Source organism: Streptomyces sp. NPDC025806 (assembly GCF_055558275.1).
This window is the reverse complement of record NZ_JBVHMU010000006.1, coordinates 59,070-74,931: the sequence shown is the minus strand read 5'-3', so window position 1 is coordinate 74,931 and position 15,862 is coordinate 59,070. Positions and strand designations below refer to the sequence as shown.

Genomic DNA, 15,862 nt, shown 5'->3' with positions numbered 1-15,862 from the left:
TCAAAAACTTAACTCGGTTACATTACCGACGGCTGATGACTCCTGTACCCCTGCGCCTCCCTGCGCATCCCTGCCTAGGCGTCCGGGACCCCGCCCCCGATACCGGCCTCCACCTGCCGAAACCCCACCTCGGCGGCGCGCACCGCACCCCCCGCCACCTCATCGGCCGACTCCCCGCCGACCACCCGCCGCACGTTCTCCTGCGCCAGGATCCGCTGCACGGTCACCACCTGCCCCGCCGCGAGTCGCGCCTCGACCCCGCCCCAGCCCTCCCCGACCAGCACCTCGGCAAGCGCCAGCTCGGACCGCTCCTGATACCCGGCGAGCCGCGCCACCAGCGCCGGCGTCCCGTACAGCAGCCGCAGATAGGCGAGCACCGCCGGATGATCACAGACCCCGGTCACCGGATCCCGCCGCGCGACCCCCTCCAGAAAGTGCCGCCGCAACGCCCCCACGACGGACTCCCCGTCCTCCCGCCCGGCCACCACCCGCGCGGCCTCGTCCTCGTGGTCCGCGAACCGGTGGAGAACGAGATCCTCCTTGGACGCGAAGTACCGGAACACGGTCGGCTTGGACACCCCGGCCGCCTCGGCCACCTCGGCGACAGAAACCTTCTCGTACCCCTTCTCGAGAAAAAGCCGCACCGCACTCTCGGACAACACCTCCCGAGTCCGCTGCTTCTTCCGCTCACGGAGGCCGGGGGTGGGGGCGGGTTCTGGGGTATCGCTGCTCATGGCTGGAGCGTATGCAACTCCGCCGCACTCACACGGACGCGGGCGGTACCACGCTGGTCGAGTTGGGCCAGACCGGCACGCGCGCAGTGCTCCACCTGGCTTCGAAGAAGACCTTCCAACCGTGGATGGCCCGCCTGGCGTCGGCTCCGCCTTCTGCGACCGTCACCCTGGTGAGCTGCGTCCCCGCACCTGACGGATCACGGTAGGAGTTCCCTTCCCAGGTCCTGGTGTTCTCCGGGTCGTAGAAGCCATACAGCGCGCACTCGTCGTTGAGGATCACCAACTTCACATCGGGTACACCGTCATACACGAGGTACTCGAACGACACGCGCCGGCTGACGCGAATGTCCTCACTCACGTCCCTCACCGCACCCGCGAGTTCAGCAGATACCGACCTGCACTTGGGGAGGATCTCCTGCACCCGGAAGGCGGGGTCGTCCACTGAGGACCCTTCCTCTTGCCTGAGTCCCGGAATGAGCCTCGGCTGCGTGAAGTCAGGCACGAGCACACGGATCGTGACCTTCCCCTGCCCCCTCCTCAGACCCGCGAGCCCTTCCTTGATCTCCTGCAGCAGCGTCTCTCCCGTGTACCCCAGCACACAGATCTCGGCCCTTCCCGCCCCGAAGGCCGCCACGACATCCGCGCCGAAGTGGCGCATGGCCGCCGCTCCGGTCCTGCTCTCTCGCACCGCAACCGCTTCCGTAAGGGCTTTGACGGAGTCATAGAGCAGAAAGGCCACCAAGCTGAGCAAGGCACCACCGAAGTAGGTCTTGCCCTGGATGGCGTCCCCAACCGGCTTCACAAAACCTGCGACCAGCCCGAGCACCGAGACCGCCAAGAGGAGCACCCGGACGCTTCTGGGCTCCCACTTCCGCCACAACTCCCTTATGCCATACGGGCTTTGCGTCCGCCCACCACCCCCGTTACGCGTCATCGCTCCATGGTCACGAACGGGCCCGTAACTGACAAGAGCCGCGGCACCAAGCGGGCTTCAGTGGTCGCTGACACCCCAGGAGAGCCACCTCTGGAGGGCAATCCCGACCGAACGCACAGACGGCACGTGATCCAACCCCATCGGTGCCGCTCCTCGATCGAGCACCCAGTGCAACTTGCGTGCGGACACCTGGAGCAGAGCAGCACGCTTCACCACGTCCGTGACCTCCTGGAGTGTCAGCGCAGTCCGGATGACATCCGTGAACACGGACTGCGCACGCTTGAAGTCCAGGAGCAGAGGCAGGTCACGAGTCAATCCGACGGCCCCGGCCATCCGCACCGTGCGCATCGCATCACGCCAGAGGGAGACCACCCGTCTCTCCTGATCCTTCGGATAACGCATGAGATGCAGATGAGTCGCCAGGTCGTACAGCGGGTCTCCGAACATTGCCAACTCCCAGTCGATCGACCAGAGCTTCCCGTACCGATCGACGATCAAGTTCTCCCGGTGCAGGTCGGCATGGAGCAGGTGAAACGGGCGCGACCACAACCCCTCGACCCGGTCGCGAAGGAACTTGAAGGCGACGTCATGGACGCCGAGAGCCTGGAAGAGACTGCCGAACTCACCAAGATGCCCCTGGTAGACGTTCACTTCCATGAAATGCATGAGCCGCTCGAGGAAGCCCGCTGAATCACCGTCGTCCGGCCGGTCCTCCGGCGCGCAACACCGTTCGACGGACACCATCTCCGGACGGACGGCGGCCAAGTCTGTGAACACCTGCATGATCTGCCGCTCGAAGCGTTCCGGGACCCGGGTGGCGGACCGGTACCTGGCACCCAACGTGACTCCCTCGACAAAACGCTGCAGAAGAACGCCTTCTACTTCGATGAGCTCGGGGACCCGGGTGACATAGTCCTTCAAGGCACCGACAAGCGGTTCTTCTCGTACGAAGCATCGGCGGTCGAACCAAAAGAGCCCAGGCCGAGGCTCCTTGCACTTCCAGCGAACCCCATCGGGATACGTGGTCCGACCGGCGAGCGAGACTACGTAAGTCTCGTGGTGGTACCCCCGAAGAGGCCCCTCGATCTGCGGCACGCCCCCGTTCAGGGCAGCGGCCTTGCGCCAGGCCTCCGAAGGAACTTCCAATGCCATCGCCGCTTCTTTCGCGCCAGTCCCGGCTCACGTGTCACGCCATTGCTGGCGCACGCTACTCCGCGCCAACCGCCCCAGAGTGCCGAACCCCCCTCAGTTCGAGGGGCAAGACTCTGAACGAGGTACATACCTGCGCAGACGTGCGACGCCTTCACAAAGAACGCGACGCGGCAAGGTCTCCGTTACCGACGCGAATACCTCAGACTGGCGACATGAGCGACGGGACACCGACGTACGACCGTGATCCAGCCCGACTCCTCCAGGAGGCCGACGGCGTGATCTTCGATTTCGATGGCCCGATCTGCGCGCTTTTCCCGGACGGCACCGCGCTGCATGCCGAGAAGATCAAGCATGCGGTCCGGGAGGGACTGGGCCGGCTACCGCTCTCGATCACAGACCTTCGCGACTCGCACGCCATACTCCAGGATCTCCGCCAGGACACCTCTGCAGCGGGCGGCATCGTGGCGCAACTGGTGACCGATGCGGAGTACGAGGCGGTTCGCACCGTCCACCCCACAGAGCACGTTCAGGAACTGGTGAGCCAGCTGGTTGCCCTGGGCAAAGCGCTGGCCGTAGCCAGCAACAACGCCCCCGGGCCGATCCTTGAGTTCCTCAATCGTGAAGGCATGGGCACCCCGTTCGCAGATCGGGTCTATGGCCGTGACGCACAGGCTCTTCAGCGGATGAAGCCTCATCCGGACAGTGTTCTCCGCGCCGTGGATGGACTAAGGCTGACACCGGACCGCTGCCTGATGGTCGGAGACAAAGTCTCTGACCTGGAGGCCGCCTTGGCTGCAGGAACCCTGTTCATCGGTTGCACGGATGACGAAGGCGAACGTGAACAGATGCTCAAGCTGGGGGCAGATGCAACAGTGGCGTGTCTGGCCCAACTGCTTGGCTCCCTCCCGTGATCACAGCTGTTTCCCAGCCTCAACGGCTCAGGCGCGTCCAGACAGATTCGAACCACGCCTGCCAGGACGCGGTGAAGACTGACCCACGCGACTCTGGGTTGTCATCCCTCACGTAGTGAGTGAGCTTCGCCCCCAGACCCAGGACGTCCAAGGCTCGGACCGTCTCGTGCTCGCTCAACACGATCGGCCGCTCGATGACCTCGTAGGGGCCGTGCAACGCCTGGGTCCCGTTGATCAGGTACAGCTTGAAGGTCGGCGTCAGATCCACATGCCGGATCTCCATCGCCGCCGACTCGACCAGCTTCTCCACTTCCAGCTGGCGCAGCTCCCGACGCAGTGCGGAGCTGTGCTCGTGCGTGATGTCCAGCAGCCGCTGCTTCAGCCGCGGGGTCAGCCTGCCGTTTCGATCGTCCAGTGCCACGGGGTACGGCAGGACGAGCGATTCGGTCGGCAACAGCATTCGGATGGCGATCCGCCTGGGCGCAACCTCCCCTGATCGGATCCGCTCTGTCTGCGCCCTGATCTGCGTGGCGAGAGACTCCGACGTGAGCGTGCTGACGTCCAGCACCACCTCGGGACCGGAGAACGCCTCGTCGAAGAACTCCCGCAGCGTCACGCTTCCCTCGACCGACGCCCTGGCGGTGTACGACTGCACCTGCTGCTCCCGGATGACACGCGTACCGCTGCCCTGCCGCGCCTCGATCCATCCCTCTTCCTTCAGCGCGCCGAGTGCCCGCTGCACCGTGTCACGGGACACGGAGAACTCGTCAGCCAGCTTGCGCTGCGAAGGCAGACGTGAGGTGCGCGGATAGACTCCGCCGGCCAAGCGCGCACGCAGTTCCTCCACGACACGGAAGACCTCCCTGCCGCCCCCTGCGCCGCCCCTCTCCTTCGTCACAGCGGGAACGTACATCCGCAAGCCCAACGGCACACCAAGTTCAGTCAACATCCCTACTGCACACGCCTGGTGCTTAACGATCTGCGGGATAGGGGAGACCCATGCAAGTCCACTCAGCCCAATTGGACTGAATGGCTCTATCGCACTGCTCGGCCGTGCCTTCAGGCAGGCCTACGCATCAAGCCCGGAGCTTCGGTACGTGCTCCCAGAGACCGTCGAACATTTTCTGCTCGCCCTGTACGAAGGCGGCCTCGACCGCTCCGTTCGCCCGGTCGAAGACGAACATCGGGGTGTCGAAGCCCTCGACGTCGCACAGTACGACGGACCGCCCGCCCTCGTACTCGTCTACCTCACGCTCCATCAGAGCGGGGATGTAGTGCCCGATGAGCACTTCCCGGCGGTTCAGGAGATACGCCTTCCGACTGGGTGTGCCGACGGTGTAGCGAATGTCGATCCGGGCGTCCACACCGAAGCGGCGCAGGCCCGCCATCGAGTTCCGCAGGACCGTGTTCTGGGCGTTTCGCTGCCTCCGGTTTCTGTCGCGGACCGCCTCGTCCAGCTTCGCGTCCTGCCCCCAGCCGTCCGCCGGCGAGGGATAGTCGAGGTCCTGCTCCAGGCTGGGCAGCAGGAGGCGCAGGCGGATCGACGTGGGGTGGCTCGTGCCGTCGTACACGACTCGCAGCGCTTCGCCCAGGGCCAGCATCAGGGTCTCGGCCGTCAGGCAGGCGACGTCGACCTGGACGTGCTCCTCCTCGAACGCGGCCTGGAGGCGCGGTACGAGGATGCTGCGGGCGGAGCGGGCGCCCGGGGCCGGGGTCTCGGAGCCGGGGGCGACCTGGGGCGGGCTGCCCCGGCTCACATTCGTGAGCAGTCCATCGGACTGGAGGCGGTGGAGGGCCTGACGGACCGCCCCGCGCTCCACGCCGAACTCCTTGGCCAGTGCGGCCTGCGTGGGCAGGCGGACCCCCGCCTTCAGGGCACCGGTCCTGATCCGTTCACGCAGCTCGTCGGCTATCTCTTCGGAGGTGGCCCGGGGGCCGGTGCCGCTCTTGTCGTTCATGCGTCACACTCCCGTCCTACCAGTGCCAAGTTCCGTCAACTCTACGCCAGTTGGCTGCCAACTCCACCCGGCTTGTCGACAGATACGGGAGAAACGCAGGTCAGGGGCGCGTGCGGAGAATCGCGAGAACGGGTTCCAGGGAGCCGATCACATGGGTGGCGCCGGCCTCCCGCAAGCGGCCCGCCTTGCGCTCGTTGCGCGCGTAGCCGAGGAAGGGCACACCGGCCGCCTCGGCGGCCTGAAGGTCGGTCGGGGTGTCGCCGATCATGAGCGCGGCGGCCGGGTCGGCCCCCATGGCGTTCAGGGCGCGGTGCAGGCAGTGCGGGTGCGGCTTGAGGAGTTCGAGGTTCTGGGTGCGGCCGTAGACGTGGCGCTGGAAGCATCCGGCGAGCCCGCGGCCCTCCACATAACGGCTCGCCGCCTCGGGCGAGTTGTTGGTCGTGATCGCCAGCCGGACGCCGCGCGCCGCCCACGTGCGGATCACCGGGTCCGCGTACTGCGTGGGCCACGCCGACTCGACAGCGTGCAGTTCCTCCGTGGTGAGACGATTCTCCATCTCGACGACCAGGTCACTGTTCGGCCGGTGCAGGCCCAGCGTGCGCAGGGCGCTGTGGGGGTCCTCGTCCTTGCGCTCGACCGGGGTCAGGGCATCGCCGAGCCCCTGCCGATCCAGCCATTCCACCTGCTCACGGGCGATGTCGGCCGCCTTGCGGACCGCGAACAGCCGGCAGATCGGCCCGTCGAAGTCGAAGAGCACATAGCGCGCCCCCCGCACCAGTTCGGCCAGTCCCGTCAGTTCGGCCAAGCGGATCACCTCGGTCGACTCGGTCGTTCCCCGCTGCGATTGCGTCTCTTCAGCCACTGGAACAGTCTGCTGCGTCGTTTCTGAAGTCACTAGGTGAGTGTCAGGTCCGACGTGATGGTTTCCCAGAGGGCGTCGAACCACTTCTGGGACTCCGCCACGAAGGCGCGGTCGCGGTGGCCGGCGCGGCGTTCGAAGGAGAAGAGGAGGGCCTGGGTGCCGGTGGCGGCGTACATCTCCAGGGTCGTGCCGCTGTCGATCTCCTCCTCGCGGCGCGTGACCATGTAGTACGAGAGGAGGGCCTCCTCCTCGTTGAGCAGGTAGAGCTTGACCGGCGGGGTGAACGGCAGGGCGCGGAAGGTGACGTTCACGTCGATGCCGTGGGAGGAGCGCAGGGAGCGGAGGTTGTGGCGCAGGACTTGGCCCTGCGCGTTGCGGGTGGCGAGCCAGCGCCGGTGGACGGGGTCCTCGCCGTCGCCCTGGCCGGTGTCGGAGACCGGGACGGGGAAGGCCAGGTCGATGTCGCGGCTGGGCAGCAGGATGCGCACGTCGATGGACTCGGGCTGCATCCGGCCCTCGTGGATCAGCCGGAGCGGCTCGCCGAGGGCCAGCATCAGGGTCTCGGAGGTCATGCAGACGGCGTCGATGCGGACCCGGGGCGCCTTGAAGGCCTCCACCAGGCGCGGGGAGAGCGCGACCATCGTGGGCTGCGGCTCGTCACCGGCCGGGGTGGAAGGGGCGATGCGGGGCGGGCTGCCCTTGCTGCGGTTGGCCAGGAGTCCGTCGGCCTCCAGGAGTTGGAGCGCCTGACGGACCGTGCCGCGCTCCACGTCGAACTGCCCGGCGAGCGTGGCCTGCGTCGGCAGCCGGTCGCCCGCCTTCAGGACGCCGGCCCTGATCCGCTCGCGCAGCTCGTCGGCGATCTCCTGCGCTCCGGGCCGTCTGTCGCCCCCGTTCAGGGCCGCCCCGGCGCCCGTACCCGCCGCGGCCTGCGTGCCTGCACTTCCCGCCATGTCCGCCACGCTCTCCTGAGTCACAGCCAAACGCTACAACTTCCACGGATTTGGTGGGAGTTGTTGGAACCTTGTTTATCCCCAGCGACCAAGCGGGGACAACTACGGTGTAGTTGGTTGCCAACTTGGCACAAGGTGGCCGTGGATGGCAGTTACCTGGACCAACCCTCCCGCACCACGTTCGTCGTACCCAAGGAGGTAAGAGCCATGCCTTTCCTGAGCCTCCTCTCCGCGGTGTTCGTGATCACCTTCGAACAGCTCGTCCAGTGGCACTACGGCCCGGCCGGCATCGCGGGTCTGCTGCTCCTGACGATCGGCCTCAAGGCCCGGAACGCCACGTGCAGCTCCATCGGGGCGGTCCTGCTCGCGATCATGGTCGCAGGTCCCGCTCTGCACTGAGCCTCAACTTCCCGCCATCTTTGGGGAGTTGATGTGAAGGTGGTTATGACTCGGAACACAGCGGAGATAAGTACCAATGAGTTGGTGACCAACTTGGCCGACATGGTCGGCCCGCCTCGCAGGTTGGCGTCCGTCACAGAGGTTGGTCCGCGTCACCGCCCGAAGGAGGTCAAGACCATGCCGCTCTTCGCCATCGTCGTCGCCGCGCTCGCCATCGGCTTCGAGCAGCTCATCCAGTGGAAGTACGGGCCGATGGGCATCATCGCCTTCATCGCGCTCTCCGTCGGCCTCAAGGCCAAGAACACCGTGATCAGCGGCATCGGGGCGGTCGTCCTCGTCATGCTGCTGGCCCAGAGCGGCTGACCGGGCTCCCTTCCGGAGGGGAGCCGGGAGCCCGGTCGGTCTTCGACAGCTCACCAGTTCGGCAGTTCGGCGGTTCAGCGGTTCAGCGGTTCAGCGGTTCAGCGGTTCAGCGGTTCAGCGGTTCGGCAGTTCGCCGTCCAGCAGCCGGTCCAGTAACAGGTGCAGCAGCAGGTACAGCGCAGCAGATCAGAACATGTCGGGGCACCACGGGCGCCGCGACGTACGCAGCAGGGCGTCGGCGACGGCGGCGGCGCCCGACTTCTCCTCGACCACCCGGCCCAGGGCCGCGAGCCGCACCGCGGACGCCTCGCCCAGCCACAGCGCCCCCAACTCCGCGACACCGAGCGTGAGCTGGGGTGCCGCGGCGCTCGGCGCGCACACCGCGCCGTCGGGCGCCGCCTCCAACGCGAACCGTCCCCCGGCGAGCCCCGCCTCGTCCCGCACCTCCAGGACCAGCTCCCCGCTCGTCCCGTACGACCGCGCCTCCAGGGCCGCCGCGACGTCCAGGATCCGCACCCACATCGAGTCCGACTGCCGCACGATCCTGGCCGCCCGGGGGTCCGGCAGCAGGTCGGGCAGCAGATCGTCGGGGGCGCGCAGGCCGCTCCGTACGACCGTCACCCAGTCGATCGCGCAGACGTAGTGCCACAGCGCGCGCTCGGCGGCCGGCGTCGCCCCGAACAGGTCGAGGACCGTCGCCGTGCACACCGGCTGCACCGCGTCGCTGAACTTCCCCTCGATCCGGTACCGGAGCAGGCCCTCGACCTCGCCGCGCGCCGAGCGGTACAGGGCGAAGAACGGCTCCGTCCACGGCTCCTCCGGGGCCACCGCGAGGCCCGTGTCGCGGCCCCACCAGGACGGCTCACGGGAGACCATGCCGGCGACCCGGGTGCGCAGCCGGTCGTGCAGCCCCGGGCCCTCCTTGCGGTACTCCTCCGCGTCGACCAGTTCGATCGTGGCGCCGTCCTCGGGAGCCGACCAGCGCGGGTCGAGGCCCGTGCGGGGTACGTCGATCTCCCAGGTCGTCGCGGTGGTGGCGGGGCCGAAGCCGTAGCGGCCGTAGATGCGGTACTCGGCGGCGATCAGGGTCGCCGCGACGTCGCCGCGCGCCTTCGCCTCCGCGAGGTCGTCGGTCATCATGCGGGTGAGCAGGCCGCGGCGGCGGTGTGTGGGGGTGACCGTGACGTTCGTGATCGCGTCCGTGGGGACGGTGGCTCCGCCGGGGACGGTCAGTTCCTGGGCGTAGGAGCGGAACGTGGCGACGGCTCGGCCCGTGTCCGTGAACGCGGCGCGGACGCGGGAGAGGTCGAACTGGGCTCGGCGGCGGTCGACCGTTTCGTCGGAGACGGTGGGAGAGCGGACGAAGCCCGTGTTGAGCGCGCGGCTCCAGGTCCGGATTTCTTCCGGGGTGATCGGGCGAACGGTTTCGGCGGGGCCGGGGCGGGTCGTCATGGGGTCACGCTAGGTCGGCCCCGCGCCTCTGTCGCCCCGATTTCGGCCCCCCGCCGTAACTCCGTCTCTTCGTCGCCGGGTGCCGCCCGGTGGGGGCTGGTCGCGCAGTTCCCCGCGCCCCTGGAATGCAGACGCTTCGCGTCGCATTTCCCCGATGAGGCGCAGCCTCATCAGGGGCGCGGGGAACTGCGCGAGAAGCCCCACCGGCCCGCAGCCCGCGACGAGGCCGCTCAGCCCCCGAGGAGATCGGAGACCCGCGCCTCACCCTCCCGGTAGCGGCGCGCAATCTCACCGCTGCAGTCGTCGGCGACCCGCTGCAGGACCTGCCGGCGCCGCGACACCTGCTGCTCGAACCGGACGAGCCGCCCCATCCCCGCATCCAGCTCCGCATCCGTCCGCGCCCCGAGATCCGACAGCTCGACCTCCGCGAGCATCCCCTCGGCCAGGGACCGGAACTCCTCGCTGTGCGGCGTGCCCAGCGTGACGTGCCGGGCCGAGGAGCGCTGCCCCGTCGGCTGGTCCCGCAGGATCTCGGAGAGCCGGTCCACGACCGGGGACTCCGGGTCGCGGCGCCGGGCCAGCTCGGCCCGCAGAATGTCGATCCGGCCCTGGAGCAGCCGCCGTACGTACGACAGATCGGCCTCGTCCCGCTGGGAGTCGCGCCGCACCGCCCGCAGCTCGGGGAGGCTCAGCGCGGGCAGGTCGGGTGCGGGGGCGGCGGGCAGCGCGGGGCTGTCGACGCGCTGCACCGGCGTGCGGGGCAGGCCGGGCAGCCCCGTGCTCGGCGTGTGGTTCATGGGATGCGCGTGCGTATCCATGGGCTGTGTACCGTCCCCTCGACCGGACCGACGCCGTGCGCCCCTGGCGCACCACGTGGAAGCATCGTGCCACTCCGGGTGGCCGCTTCGCGCGCGTTGCCCCATATCCGCCCCGGATGGGGGGTTCGGGAGGGCGTCCGAACGGGTAGACGCGGCACGGCATGATGACCGTATGCGTGCAGTGGTGCAGAGGGTGGACGGCGCGAGCGTCGTCGTGGAAGGCGAGACGGTCGGCGAGATCAAGGGCGAGGGCCTGTGCGTCCTCGTCGGGGTCACGCACGAGGACACGAAGGAGAAGGCGGCCCAACTGGCCCACAAACTCTGGTCGATCCGGATGCTCGGCGACGAGAAGTCGTGCAGCGACATCGACGCGCCGCTGCTGGTGATCAGCCAGTTCACGCTCTACGGGGACGCCCGCAAGGGCCGCCGGCCCACCTGGAACGCGGCGGCGCCCGGCCCGGTCGCCGAGCCGCTGGTCGACGAGGTCGTGGCGCAGCTGCGGGCGCTGGGCGCGACGGTGGCGACGGGCCGGTTCGGGGCACAGATGCGGGTGTCGCTGACGAACGACGGCCCGTTCACCGTCCTGCTGGAGATGTAGCGCGGCTACGGCTCGACGACGACTTCCTGGGCGGCGGCCGTCGTCTCGGCGAGGAGCGGCGCGTCCACCGGCACGTTCCGCTTCACCAGGGCGAGGGCGATCGGGCCCAGCTCGTGGTGGCGGGCCGAGGTGGTGACGAAGCCGATCTTGCGGCCCTCGGGGCCGTCCGCCGCGAGCCGCACCTCGGCGCCGTGCGGCGGCAGGTGCACGTCGCTGCCGTCGAGGTGCAGGAAGACGAGACGCCGCGGCGGCTTGCCCAGGTTCTGGACGCGGGCGACGGTCTCCTGGCCCCGGTAGCAGCCCTTCTGGAGGTGGACGGCCGAACCGATCCAGCCCAGCTCGTGCGGGATGGTGCGGTGGTCGGTCTCCAGGCCGACGCGCGGCCGGTGCTGCTCGACGCGCAGCGCCTCGTAGGCGAGCAGGCCCACCGCCGGACCGTTGTCCGACGCGTACGACTCCAGGTCGGCGCGCGGCAGGAACAGGTCGCGGCCGTACGCCGTCTCGCGCACGGCCACGCCGTCCGGCACCGGGGCGATGGAGCCGGCGGGCAGGTGGACGACGGCGAACTCGTCGGTGCGGTCGGCGACCTCGACCCGGTAGAAGAACTTCATCGACTCCAGGTACGCGAGGAGCTCCTCCCGCGTGCCGGGCTCGATGTGCGCCCAGGTCGTCGTGCCGTCGTCGACGAGGTAGAGGGCGTGCTCGATGTGCCCGTTCGCGGACAGGATCAGGGCCTCGGTGGCCTGGCCCGGGGGCAGGTCGCTGACGTGCTGGGTGATCAGCAGGTGCAGCCAGCTCAGCCGGTCCTCGCCGGTCACCGTGAGGACCCCGCGGTGGGAGAGGTCGACGACGCCCCGGCCGTCGGCGAGGGCCCGCTGCTCGCGGAACAGGTCGCCGTAGTGCGCGGCGACGCCTTCGTCCCGGCCCTCGCCGGGAACGGCGCCGGGCAGGGTCAGCAGGGGGCTGCTCGTGGAATGTCGCTGCATGGTCACACAGACTACGACGACGGCCCGGACCCGCTTATTCCTGCGGGTCCCCCGGATCCTGGGCGACGGCGCGGGCCGCGCAGTCGCGGCAGCGGCCGAAGATCGCGAAGTGCTTCAGGTCGGTGTCGAAGCCGTGCTCGGCGCGCAGCTTCGCGGTGAAGTCCTGGGCCGCGTCGACGTCGACCTCGATCACGTTCGTACAGTCGCGGCACACGAGGTGGATGTGGTGGTGGCGGTCGGCCAGGTGATAGGTCGGGGCGCCGTGCCCGAGGTGGGCGTGGCTGACCAGGCCGAGCTCCTCCAGGAGCTCCAGGGTCCGGTAGACCGTCGAGATGTTGATCCCCGACGCCGTCCTGCGCACTTCGCACAGGATGTCGTCGGGGGTCGCGTGCTCCAGGGTGTCGACGGCTTCGAGGACAAGCTGACGCTGCGGCGTCAGCCGGTAGCCGCGCTGCCTCAGGTCGCTCTTCCAGTCGGTGCTCACCACACCGCCGAGTGTAAGACCTGACCGTGCGGGACCTGGAGGTCCTACTTGAAGAAGGCGATGCCGTCGTCGGGCATGTCCGGGAGGTTGCGCGCCATCTCGGCGACCTCCTCCGGCGAGACGACCTTCTTGAGCTGGGCCGACATGTAGGGGCGCAGCGGGACCTCGGGGGTCGCCTTCTCGCCGACCCACATCAGGTCGCTCTTCACGTAGCCGTACAGACGCTTGCCGCCGCTGTACGGGCCGGAGGCCGCCGTGCGGGCCACCGCGTCCGTGACCAGGTCGATCTGCGGCTTCTTGTCGGCCAGCTCGCCGTACCAGACCTCGACGACGCCGTCGTCGCGGACCATCACGACCTCGACCTTGCGGTCCTTGTCGATCCGCCAGAAGCCGGACTCGGTCTCGAGCGGCTTCACCTTGTTGCCGTCCTGGTCGAGGATCCAGGTGCGCGAGTGGTACTCGAGGAAGTCTCGCCCGTCGTGGGTGAAACTGACCTCCTGGCCGAAATTGGCCTTCTCGGCGCCGGGGAAGTCGGTCACACCGGCTCCCGCCCAGTTGCCCAGGAGGAAGGCGAGCGGAACGAGCTCGGGGTTCAGGTCGGACGGGATCTCGATCATGATCTGGGGCTTTCCTCGAAGGGGGTCAGCGCTGGCCCTGGTACAGCTTCTTCACGGTCAGACCGGCGAAGGCGAGGACGCCCACGCAGACCAGGACGAGCAGAGCGGAGAAGAAGGCCTCAAGCACGGGTGCTCCTCGGTGAGCGGCACTAGCGGACTAGCGAACGTAAGCGGACAGAGCCGGACCCCACTCTATCCGTGCGGGGTCCGACTCTCTCGGCGAGGTCGGCTGCGCCGTCAGCCGAGCAGTTGGTTCTGCAGCGCGACCGTCTGGTGGAAGGGCACGGCCGGGGTGTGCCCGTCGTCCGACTGCACGACCAGGGCCATCACGTCACCGGCGTCGATGTAGGCGAAGCGGACGCGCTCCTTTCCGTAGGGGCGCTGCTCGCCGAAGACCCGCAGATAGGTGAAACGGACGGCGGTGGTGCTGTTCCTGAGCTCGTGGTCCGGGGCGAGGCGCTCCACGCCGGCCGGGAGCGCCCCGCTGCTCGTGAGGTTCCTGCGGTAGTCGCGGGCGAAGGCGCCCGTGTTGAAACGCAGCAGGTAGACCCGGGTGCGGGTGCCGTCGGGCATGGTCCAGCCGCGGGCGGCGACATGGCGCAGGCCGCCGTCCTTCAGGTTCTCGGCGAGCTCGCGGCGGTGTTCCTTGTCGTACTCCGCGAGGTATCCGTCGGTGCCGAGCCAGCCGTCATGGCCGGTGAGCTTCCGGTCGGCGGTGGCGCCCTTCGGGGCGGGCAGGACGAGGGCGCGCAGGTCGGCGAAGTGCTCCTCGCGGAGGTTCTCCTCGGCGAACGGTGCGGGGTCGCCCTTCGGGAGCGGGGGCCGCTCGATCCGCGGGTACTCCCAGCGGCCGTCGCTCTCGGTGGCGAGTCCGGGCAGGTCACCCCGGTCGCTCGCGATGACCCCGTACGCGCCGGCGGCTCCGGCGGCGGCGAGGACGAGCGCGGCGGCGATCCAGCGCAGGACGGCGCGCAGGACCCGGCGGTCCTTCTTCGGGGCGGGCGCCTCGGAGTGCTCGGGGGCGGGCGCCTCGGAGTTCTCGGCGGGCACCGAAGGGGTCTCGGTGAGGTGGGTCATACGAGTTCCCCCCGGGAGGAGATGTGGTCGAGCTGCCGGGCGAGGAGGTCGGCCACGGCCTTGGTGTCGAGGGACTTGGGGCCGTACGCGGTGACGGAGACCAGCAGGTCGTCCTCGTACGCGCTGCAGGTCAGCAGGTCGAGGCCGTCCTTGCCGTCGCGGGGTGCGAGGAAGCAGTCCGCGTTGCGGTGGCCCTTGATCTTCGGGCCCTTCTTGAAGACGCCGAGGGCGCGCAGGAACTCGGACTGGAAGTCCTTCAGGCCCCGGCCGACCTGCCGGTTCCCGATCTCGGCGAGCCGGGTCTCGATGACGAGGTCGTCGTCCTCGGAGGCGTAGCTGCGCAGCGCGAGGCCCTTGAGCCGCAGCTTGTCGACGGCCTTTCGGCGCTCTTCGCGCTGGCGGGCCGGGAGGTCGTCGGAGCCGGCCTTGAAGCGGTCGACCGCGTCCTGGCCGGTGATCACGTGGTCGTTGCCGAACTCGTCGATGTCCGGCCCCGGTACGTATCCGTCGGGGACGGGCAGAAGGCGTTCGCGCAGGTCACTGCTGGGGTGGCGGCCGGCCCGCTGCTTCGGTTCCGTCGCGTCGCCCCACACGGTGGTGCGGGCGGTGCGGTCGGCGTCCCGCACGGTGACCACGGTGAAGCCGACACCGCCCGCGACGGCGAGCAGCACGACACCGGCGACCAGGACCGTGATCCACCGGCGGCGGCGCGGCGCGGGCCGGTCCTGGGTCTCCGGTCCCTGCGGCATCTCGGGCTCCTGCGGCATCTCGTCACTCACAGGCGCTCCAACTGCCGCTCGGCCAGGTCCATGATCGTCTTCATGCGGAGGGGCCTGGTGTCGTAGATCTGGATGTCCATGGCGATGTCGCCGCGGACGGCGAGCGCCCGGGCCGAGTACATCGGCAGGTAGCCGGGCTCGCTCTTCGGGTGGTCGGAGACGAAGGCGCGCCCGTTGGAGCTGTGCGGGATCGGCTCGCCCGTGTTGCCCGCCCATTGGCCGCCCGGCATGTAGGCGAGCTGGCCGCCCAGGAAGGAGAGGGAGCCGCGCTTCTCGGCGTCGCGGAACTGGACGAGCTGGACCGAGGTCGAGGCGTTGCCCTTCTCCCAGACGGTGACGGCGGCCCGGCGGAAGCCCTCGTCGGACAGCTCGCCGAACATCGGCCCCGGCTTCTTGAAGAAGTACTCGGCGAAGTCGTGCTGGTCGACCCAGCCCTGCTGTGCGTCCGACTTCCGGGTCCCGGCGGGGCGGGGCACGAGCAGCCGCCGCAGGTCGCCGTCGGTACGGACCCGGTGGTCGGCGGACACGGACAGCGGCTCGGGCGCCTTGCCGCCCTCGGCCTGGGTGATCCGCGGCTGGGCGAGCGGCGGCAGCGGGTCGGGGTCGCGCTCCGCCTGGACGGCGTAGCCGGTGCAGACGCCGGCGACGACGCCCAGTACGGCTGCGCAGGCGATCAGGGCGACGGTGCGGCGGGCACGGCGGCCCGGCTTCTTCTCGGCGGCCGGCTCACCGGGTGGCGCCCCGGGCTCGGCCGATGGTGCGAGTACGTCTTCCAACGGGTCCCC

The 15,862-nt window shown here is 69.2% G+C and carries 19 protein-coding genes; 4 read left to right on the top strand and 15 right to left on the bottom strand.

Annotation, left to right across the window (positions count from 1 at the left end; genetic code table 11):
* Positions 1–74 precede the first annotated feature (74 nt).
* From ACZ4E1_RS15775 to ACZ4E1_RS15765, 3 genes are read right to left on the bottom strand one after another with little or no spacing between them, the layout of a single operon-like run.
* On the bottom strand, positions 75–734 hold the full coding sequence (locus ACZ4E1_RS15775) for a TetR/AcrR family transcriptional regulator (protein WP_467539672.1): 660 nt from the start codon (positions 732–734) through the stop codon (positions 75–77).
* A 28-nt stretch (positions 735–762) separates the two neighbouring features.
* Entirely contained in the window at positions 763–1,668 is a 906-nt protein-coding gene (locus ACZ4E1_RS15770; RefSeq protein WP_467539671.1) for a hypothetical protein, read from the bottom strand.
* Between the two features lie 57 nt (positions 1,669–1,725).
* Entirely contained in the window at positions 1,726–2,820 is a 1,095-nt protein-coding gene (locus tag ACZ4E1_RS15765; RefSeq protein ID WP_467539670.1) for a phosphotransferase, read from the bottom strand.
* Between the two features lie 212 nt (positions 2,821–3,032).
* On the opposite strand from ACZ4E1_RS15765, the gene ACZ4E1_RS15760 reads away from it, so the two are divergent.
* On the top strand, positions 3,033–3,731 hold the full coding sequence (locus ACZ4E1_RS15760; RefSeq protein ID WP_467539669.1) for an HAD family hydrolase: 699 nt from the start codon (positions 3,033–3,035) through the stop codon (positions 3,729–3,731).
* A gap of 19 nt (positions 3,732–3,750) precedes the next feature.
* Here the strand turns inward: ACZ4E1_RS15760 and ACZ4E1_RS15755 are convergent, their stop codons facing one another.
* The 4 genes from ACZ4E1_RS15755 to ACZ4E1_RS15740 all read right to left on the bottom strand — a co-directional run bounded on the left by ACZ4E1_RS15755 (position 3,751) and on the right by ACZ4E1_RS15740 (position 7,504).
* The gene (locus tag ACZ4E1_RS15755) at positions 3,751–4,578 is read right to left on the bottom strand and encodes a GntR family transcriptional regulator (RefSeq protein WP_467539668.1); all 828 of its coding nucleotides are present in this window, start codon (positions 4,576–4,578) and stop codon (positions 3,751–3,753) included.
* A gap of 229 nt (positions 4,579–4,807) precedes the next feature.
* On the bottom strand, positions 4,808–5,689 hold the full coding sequence (locus ACZ4E1_RS15750) for a winged helix-turn-helix domain-containing protein (RefSeq protein WP_467539667.1): 882 nt from the start codon (positions 5,687–5,689) through the stop codon (positions 4,808–4,810).
* Positions 5,690–5,789: 100 nt separating this feature from the next.
* Positions 5,790–6,635 carry an HAD family hydrolase gene (locus ACZ4E1_RS15745; protein WP_467539666.1) on the bottom strand — a complete coding sequence of 282 codons (846 nt, stop codon included), beginning with the start codon at positions 6,633–6,635 and terminating at the stop codon, positions 5,790–5,792.
* Entirely contained in the window at positions 6,584–7,504 is a 921-nt protein-coding gene (locus ACZ4E1_RS15740; RefSeq protein ID WP_467539960.1) for a winged helix-turn-helix domain-containing protein, read from the bottom strand. The genes ACZ4E1_RS15745 and ACZ4E1_RS15740 overlap by 52 nt, the downstream gene beginning before the upstream one ends.
* A gap of 207 nt (positions 7,505–7,711) precedes the next feature.
* Here ACZ4E1_RS15740 and ACZ4E1_RS15735 point away from each other — a divergent pair, with 207 nt between their 5' ends.
* On the top strand, positions 7,712–7,903 hold the full coding sequence (locus tag ACZ4E1_RS15735; RefSeq protein ID WP_399130566.1) for a hypothetical protein: 192 nt from the start codon (positions 7,712–7,714) through the stop codon (positions 7,901–7,903).
* A gap of 177 nt (positions 7,904–8,080) precedes the next feature.
* The gene (locus ACZ4E1_RS15730) at positions 8,081–8,266 is read left to right on the top strand and encodes a hypothetical protein (protein WP_188337721.1); all 186 of its coding nucleotides are present in this window, start codon (positions 8,081–8,083) and stop codon (positions 8,264–8,266) included.
* A 186-nt stretch (positions 8,267–8,452) separates the two neighbouring features.
* On the opposite strand, the gene ACZ4E1_RS15725 is transcribed toward ACZ4E1_RS15730, so the two are convergent.
* Positions 8,453–9,718 (bottom strand): GNAT family N-acetyltransferase, encoded by a 1,266-nt coding sequence (locus ACZ4E1_RS15725; RefSeq protein ID WP_467539665.1) that lies wholly within the window; start codon positions 9,716–9,718, stop codon positions 8,453–8,455.
* 230 nt (positions 9,719–9,948) lie between these two features.
* Positions 9,949–10,515, bottom strand: a complete 567-nt coding sequence (locus ACZ4E1_RS15720) for an RsiG family protein (protein WP_467539664.1) — start codon at positions 10,513–10,515, stop codon at positions 9,949–9,951.
* Positions 10,516–10,708: 193 nt separating this feature from the next.
* On the opposite strand from ACZ4E1_RS15720, the gene dtd reads away from it, so the two are divergent.
* The gene (dtd, locus tag ACZ4E1_RS15715; RefSeq protein WP_467539663.1) at positions 10,709–11,134 is read left to right on the top strand and encodes a D-aminoacyl-tRNA deacylase; all 426 of its coding nucleotides are present in this window, start codon (positions 10,709–10,711) and stop codon (positions 11,132–11,134) included.
* A gap of 5 nt (positions 11,135–11,139) precedes the next feature.
* Here the strand turns inward: dtd and ygfZ are convergent, their stop codons facing one another.
* The 6 genes from ygfZ to ACZ4E1_RS15685 all read right to left on the bottom strand — a co-directional run bounded on the left by ygfZ (position 11,140) and on the right by ACZ4E1_RS15685 (position 15,853).
* Positions 11,140–12,120 carry a CAF17-like 4Fe-4S cluster assembly/insertion protein YgfZ gene (ygfZ, locus tag ACZ4E1_RS15710; protein WP_467539662.1) on the bottom strand — a complete coding sequence of 327 codons (981 nt, stop codon included), beginning with the start codon at positions 12,118–12,120 and terminating at the stop codon, positions 11,140–11,142.
* 34 nt (positions 12,121–12,154) lie between these two features.
* A complete protein-coding gene (locus ACZ4E1_RS15705) occupies positions 12,155–12,607 on the bottom strand; it encodes a Fur family transcriptional regulator (protein ID WP_467539661.1) in 453 nt (150 codons plus the stop codon).
* Positions 12,608–12,648: 41 nt separating this feature from the next.
* Complete coding sequence (locus tag ACZ4E1_RS15700) at positions 12,649–13,221, bottom strand: heme-binding beta-barrel domain-containing protein (protein WP_467539660.1); 573 nt, start codon at positions 13,219–13,221, stop codon at positions 12,649–12,651.
* A 237-nt stretch (positions 13,222–13,458) separates the two neighbouring features.
* The gene (locus ACZ4E1_RS15695; RefSeq protein WP_467539659.1) at positions 13,459–14,298 is read right to left on the bottom strand and encodes a hypothetical protein; all 840 of its coding nucleotides are present in this window, start codon (positions 14,296–14,298) and stop codon (positions 13,459–13,461) included.
* Positions 14,295–15,077, bottom strand: a complete 783-nt coding sequence (locus tag ACZ4E1_RS15690; protein ID WP_467539658.1) for a hypothetical protein — start codon at positions 15,075–15,077, stop codon at positions 14,295–14,297. The genes ACZ4E1_RS15695 and ACZ4E1_RS15690 overlap by 4 nt, the downstream gene beginning before the upstream one ends.
* The gene (locus ACZ4E1_RS15685; protein WP_467539657.1) at positions 15,074–15,853 is read right to left on the bottom strand and encodes a hypothetical protein; all 780 of its coding nucleotides are present in this window, start codon (positions 15,851–15,853) and stop codon (positions 15,074–15,076) included. Before ACZ4E1_RS15685 ends, ACZ4E1_RS15690 begins: the two co-directional genes overlap by 4 nt.
* Positions 15,854–15,862: the final 9 nt, after the last annotated feature.

Excerpts from the sequence above, each read along its gene's own strand:
- ACZ4E1_RS15730 (WP_188337721.1), top strand. The coding sequence starts at position 8,081 with ATGCCGCTCTTCGCCATCGTCGTCGCCGCGCTCGCCATCGGCTTCGAG.
- ACZ4E1_RS15765 (WP_467539670.1), bottom strand. The coding sequence starts at position 2,820 with ATGGCATTGGAAGTTCCTTCGGAGGCCTGGCGCAAGGCCGCTGCCCTG.
- ACZ4E1_RS15775 (WP_467539672.1), bottom strand. The coding sequence starts at position 734 with ATGAGCAGCGATACCCCAGAACCCGCCCCCACCCCCGGCCTCCGTGAG.
- ACZ4E1_RS15720 (WP_467539664.1), bottom strand. The coding sequence starts at position 10,515 with ATGAACCACACGCCGAGCACGGGGCTGCCCGGCCTGCCCCGCACGCCG.
- ACZ4E1_RS15735 (WP_399130566.1), top strand. The coding sequence starts at position 7,712 with ATGCCTTTCCTGAGCCTCCTCTCCGCGGTGTTCGTGATCACCTTCGAA.
- ACZ4E1_RS15695 (WP_467539659.1), bottom strand. The coding sequence starts at position 14,298 with ATGACCCACCTCACCGAGACCCCTTCGGTGCCCGCCGAGAACTCCGAG.
- ACZ4E1_RS15750 (WP_467539667.1), bottom strand. The coding sequence starts at position 5,689 with ATGAACGACAAGAGCGGCACCGGCCCCCGGGCCACCTCCGAAGAGATA.
- dtd (WP_467539663.1), top strand. The coding sequence starts at position 10,709 with ATGCGTGCAGTGGTGCAGAGGGTGGACGGCGCGAGCGTCGTCGTGGAA.
- ACZ4E1_RS15725 (WP_467539665.1), bottom strand. The coding sequence starts at position 9,718 with ATGACGACCCGCCCCGGCCCCGCCGAAACCGTTCGCCCGATCACCCCG.
- ACZ4E1_RS15770 (WP_467539671.1), bottom strand. The coding sequence starts at position 1,668 with ATGACGCGTAACGGGGGTGGTGGGCGGACGCAAAGCCCGTATGGCATA.
- ACZ4E1_RS15700 (WP_467539660.1), bottom strand. The coding sequence starts at position 13,221 with ATGATCGAGATCCCGTCCGACCTGAACCCCGAGCTCGTTCCGCTCGCC.
- ACZ4E1_RS15760 (WP_467539669.1), top strand. The coding sequence starts at position 3,033 with ATGAGCGACGGGACACCGACGTACGACCGTGATCCAGCCCGACTCCTC.
- ygfZ (WP_467539662.1), bottom strand. The coding sequence starts at position 12,120 with ATGCAGCGACATTCCACGAGCAGCCCCCTGCTGACCCTGCCCGGCGCC.
- ACZ4E1_RS15740 (WP_467539960.1), bottom strand. The coding sequence starts at position 7,504 with ATGGCGGGAAGTGCAGGCACGCAGGCCGCGGCGGGTACGGGCGCCGGG.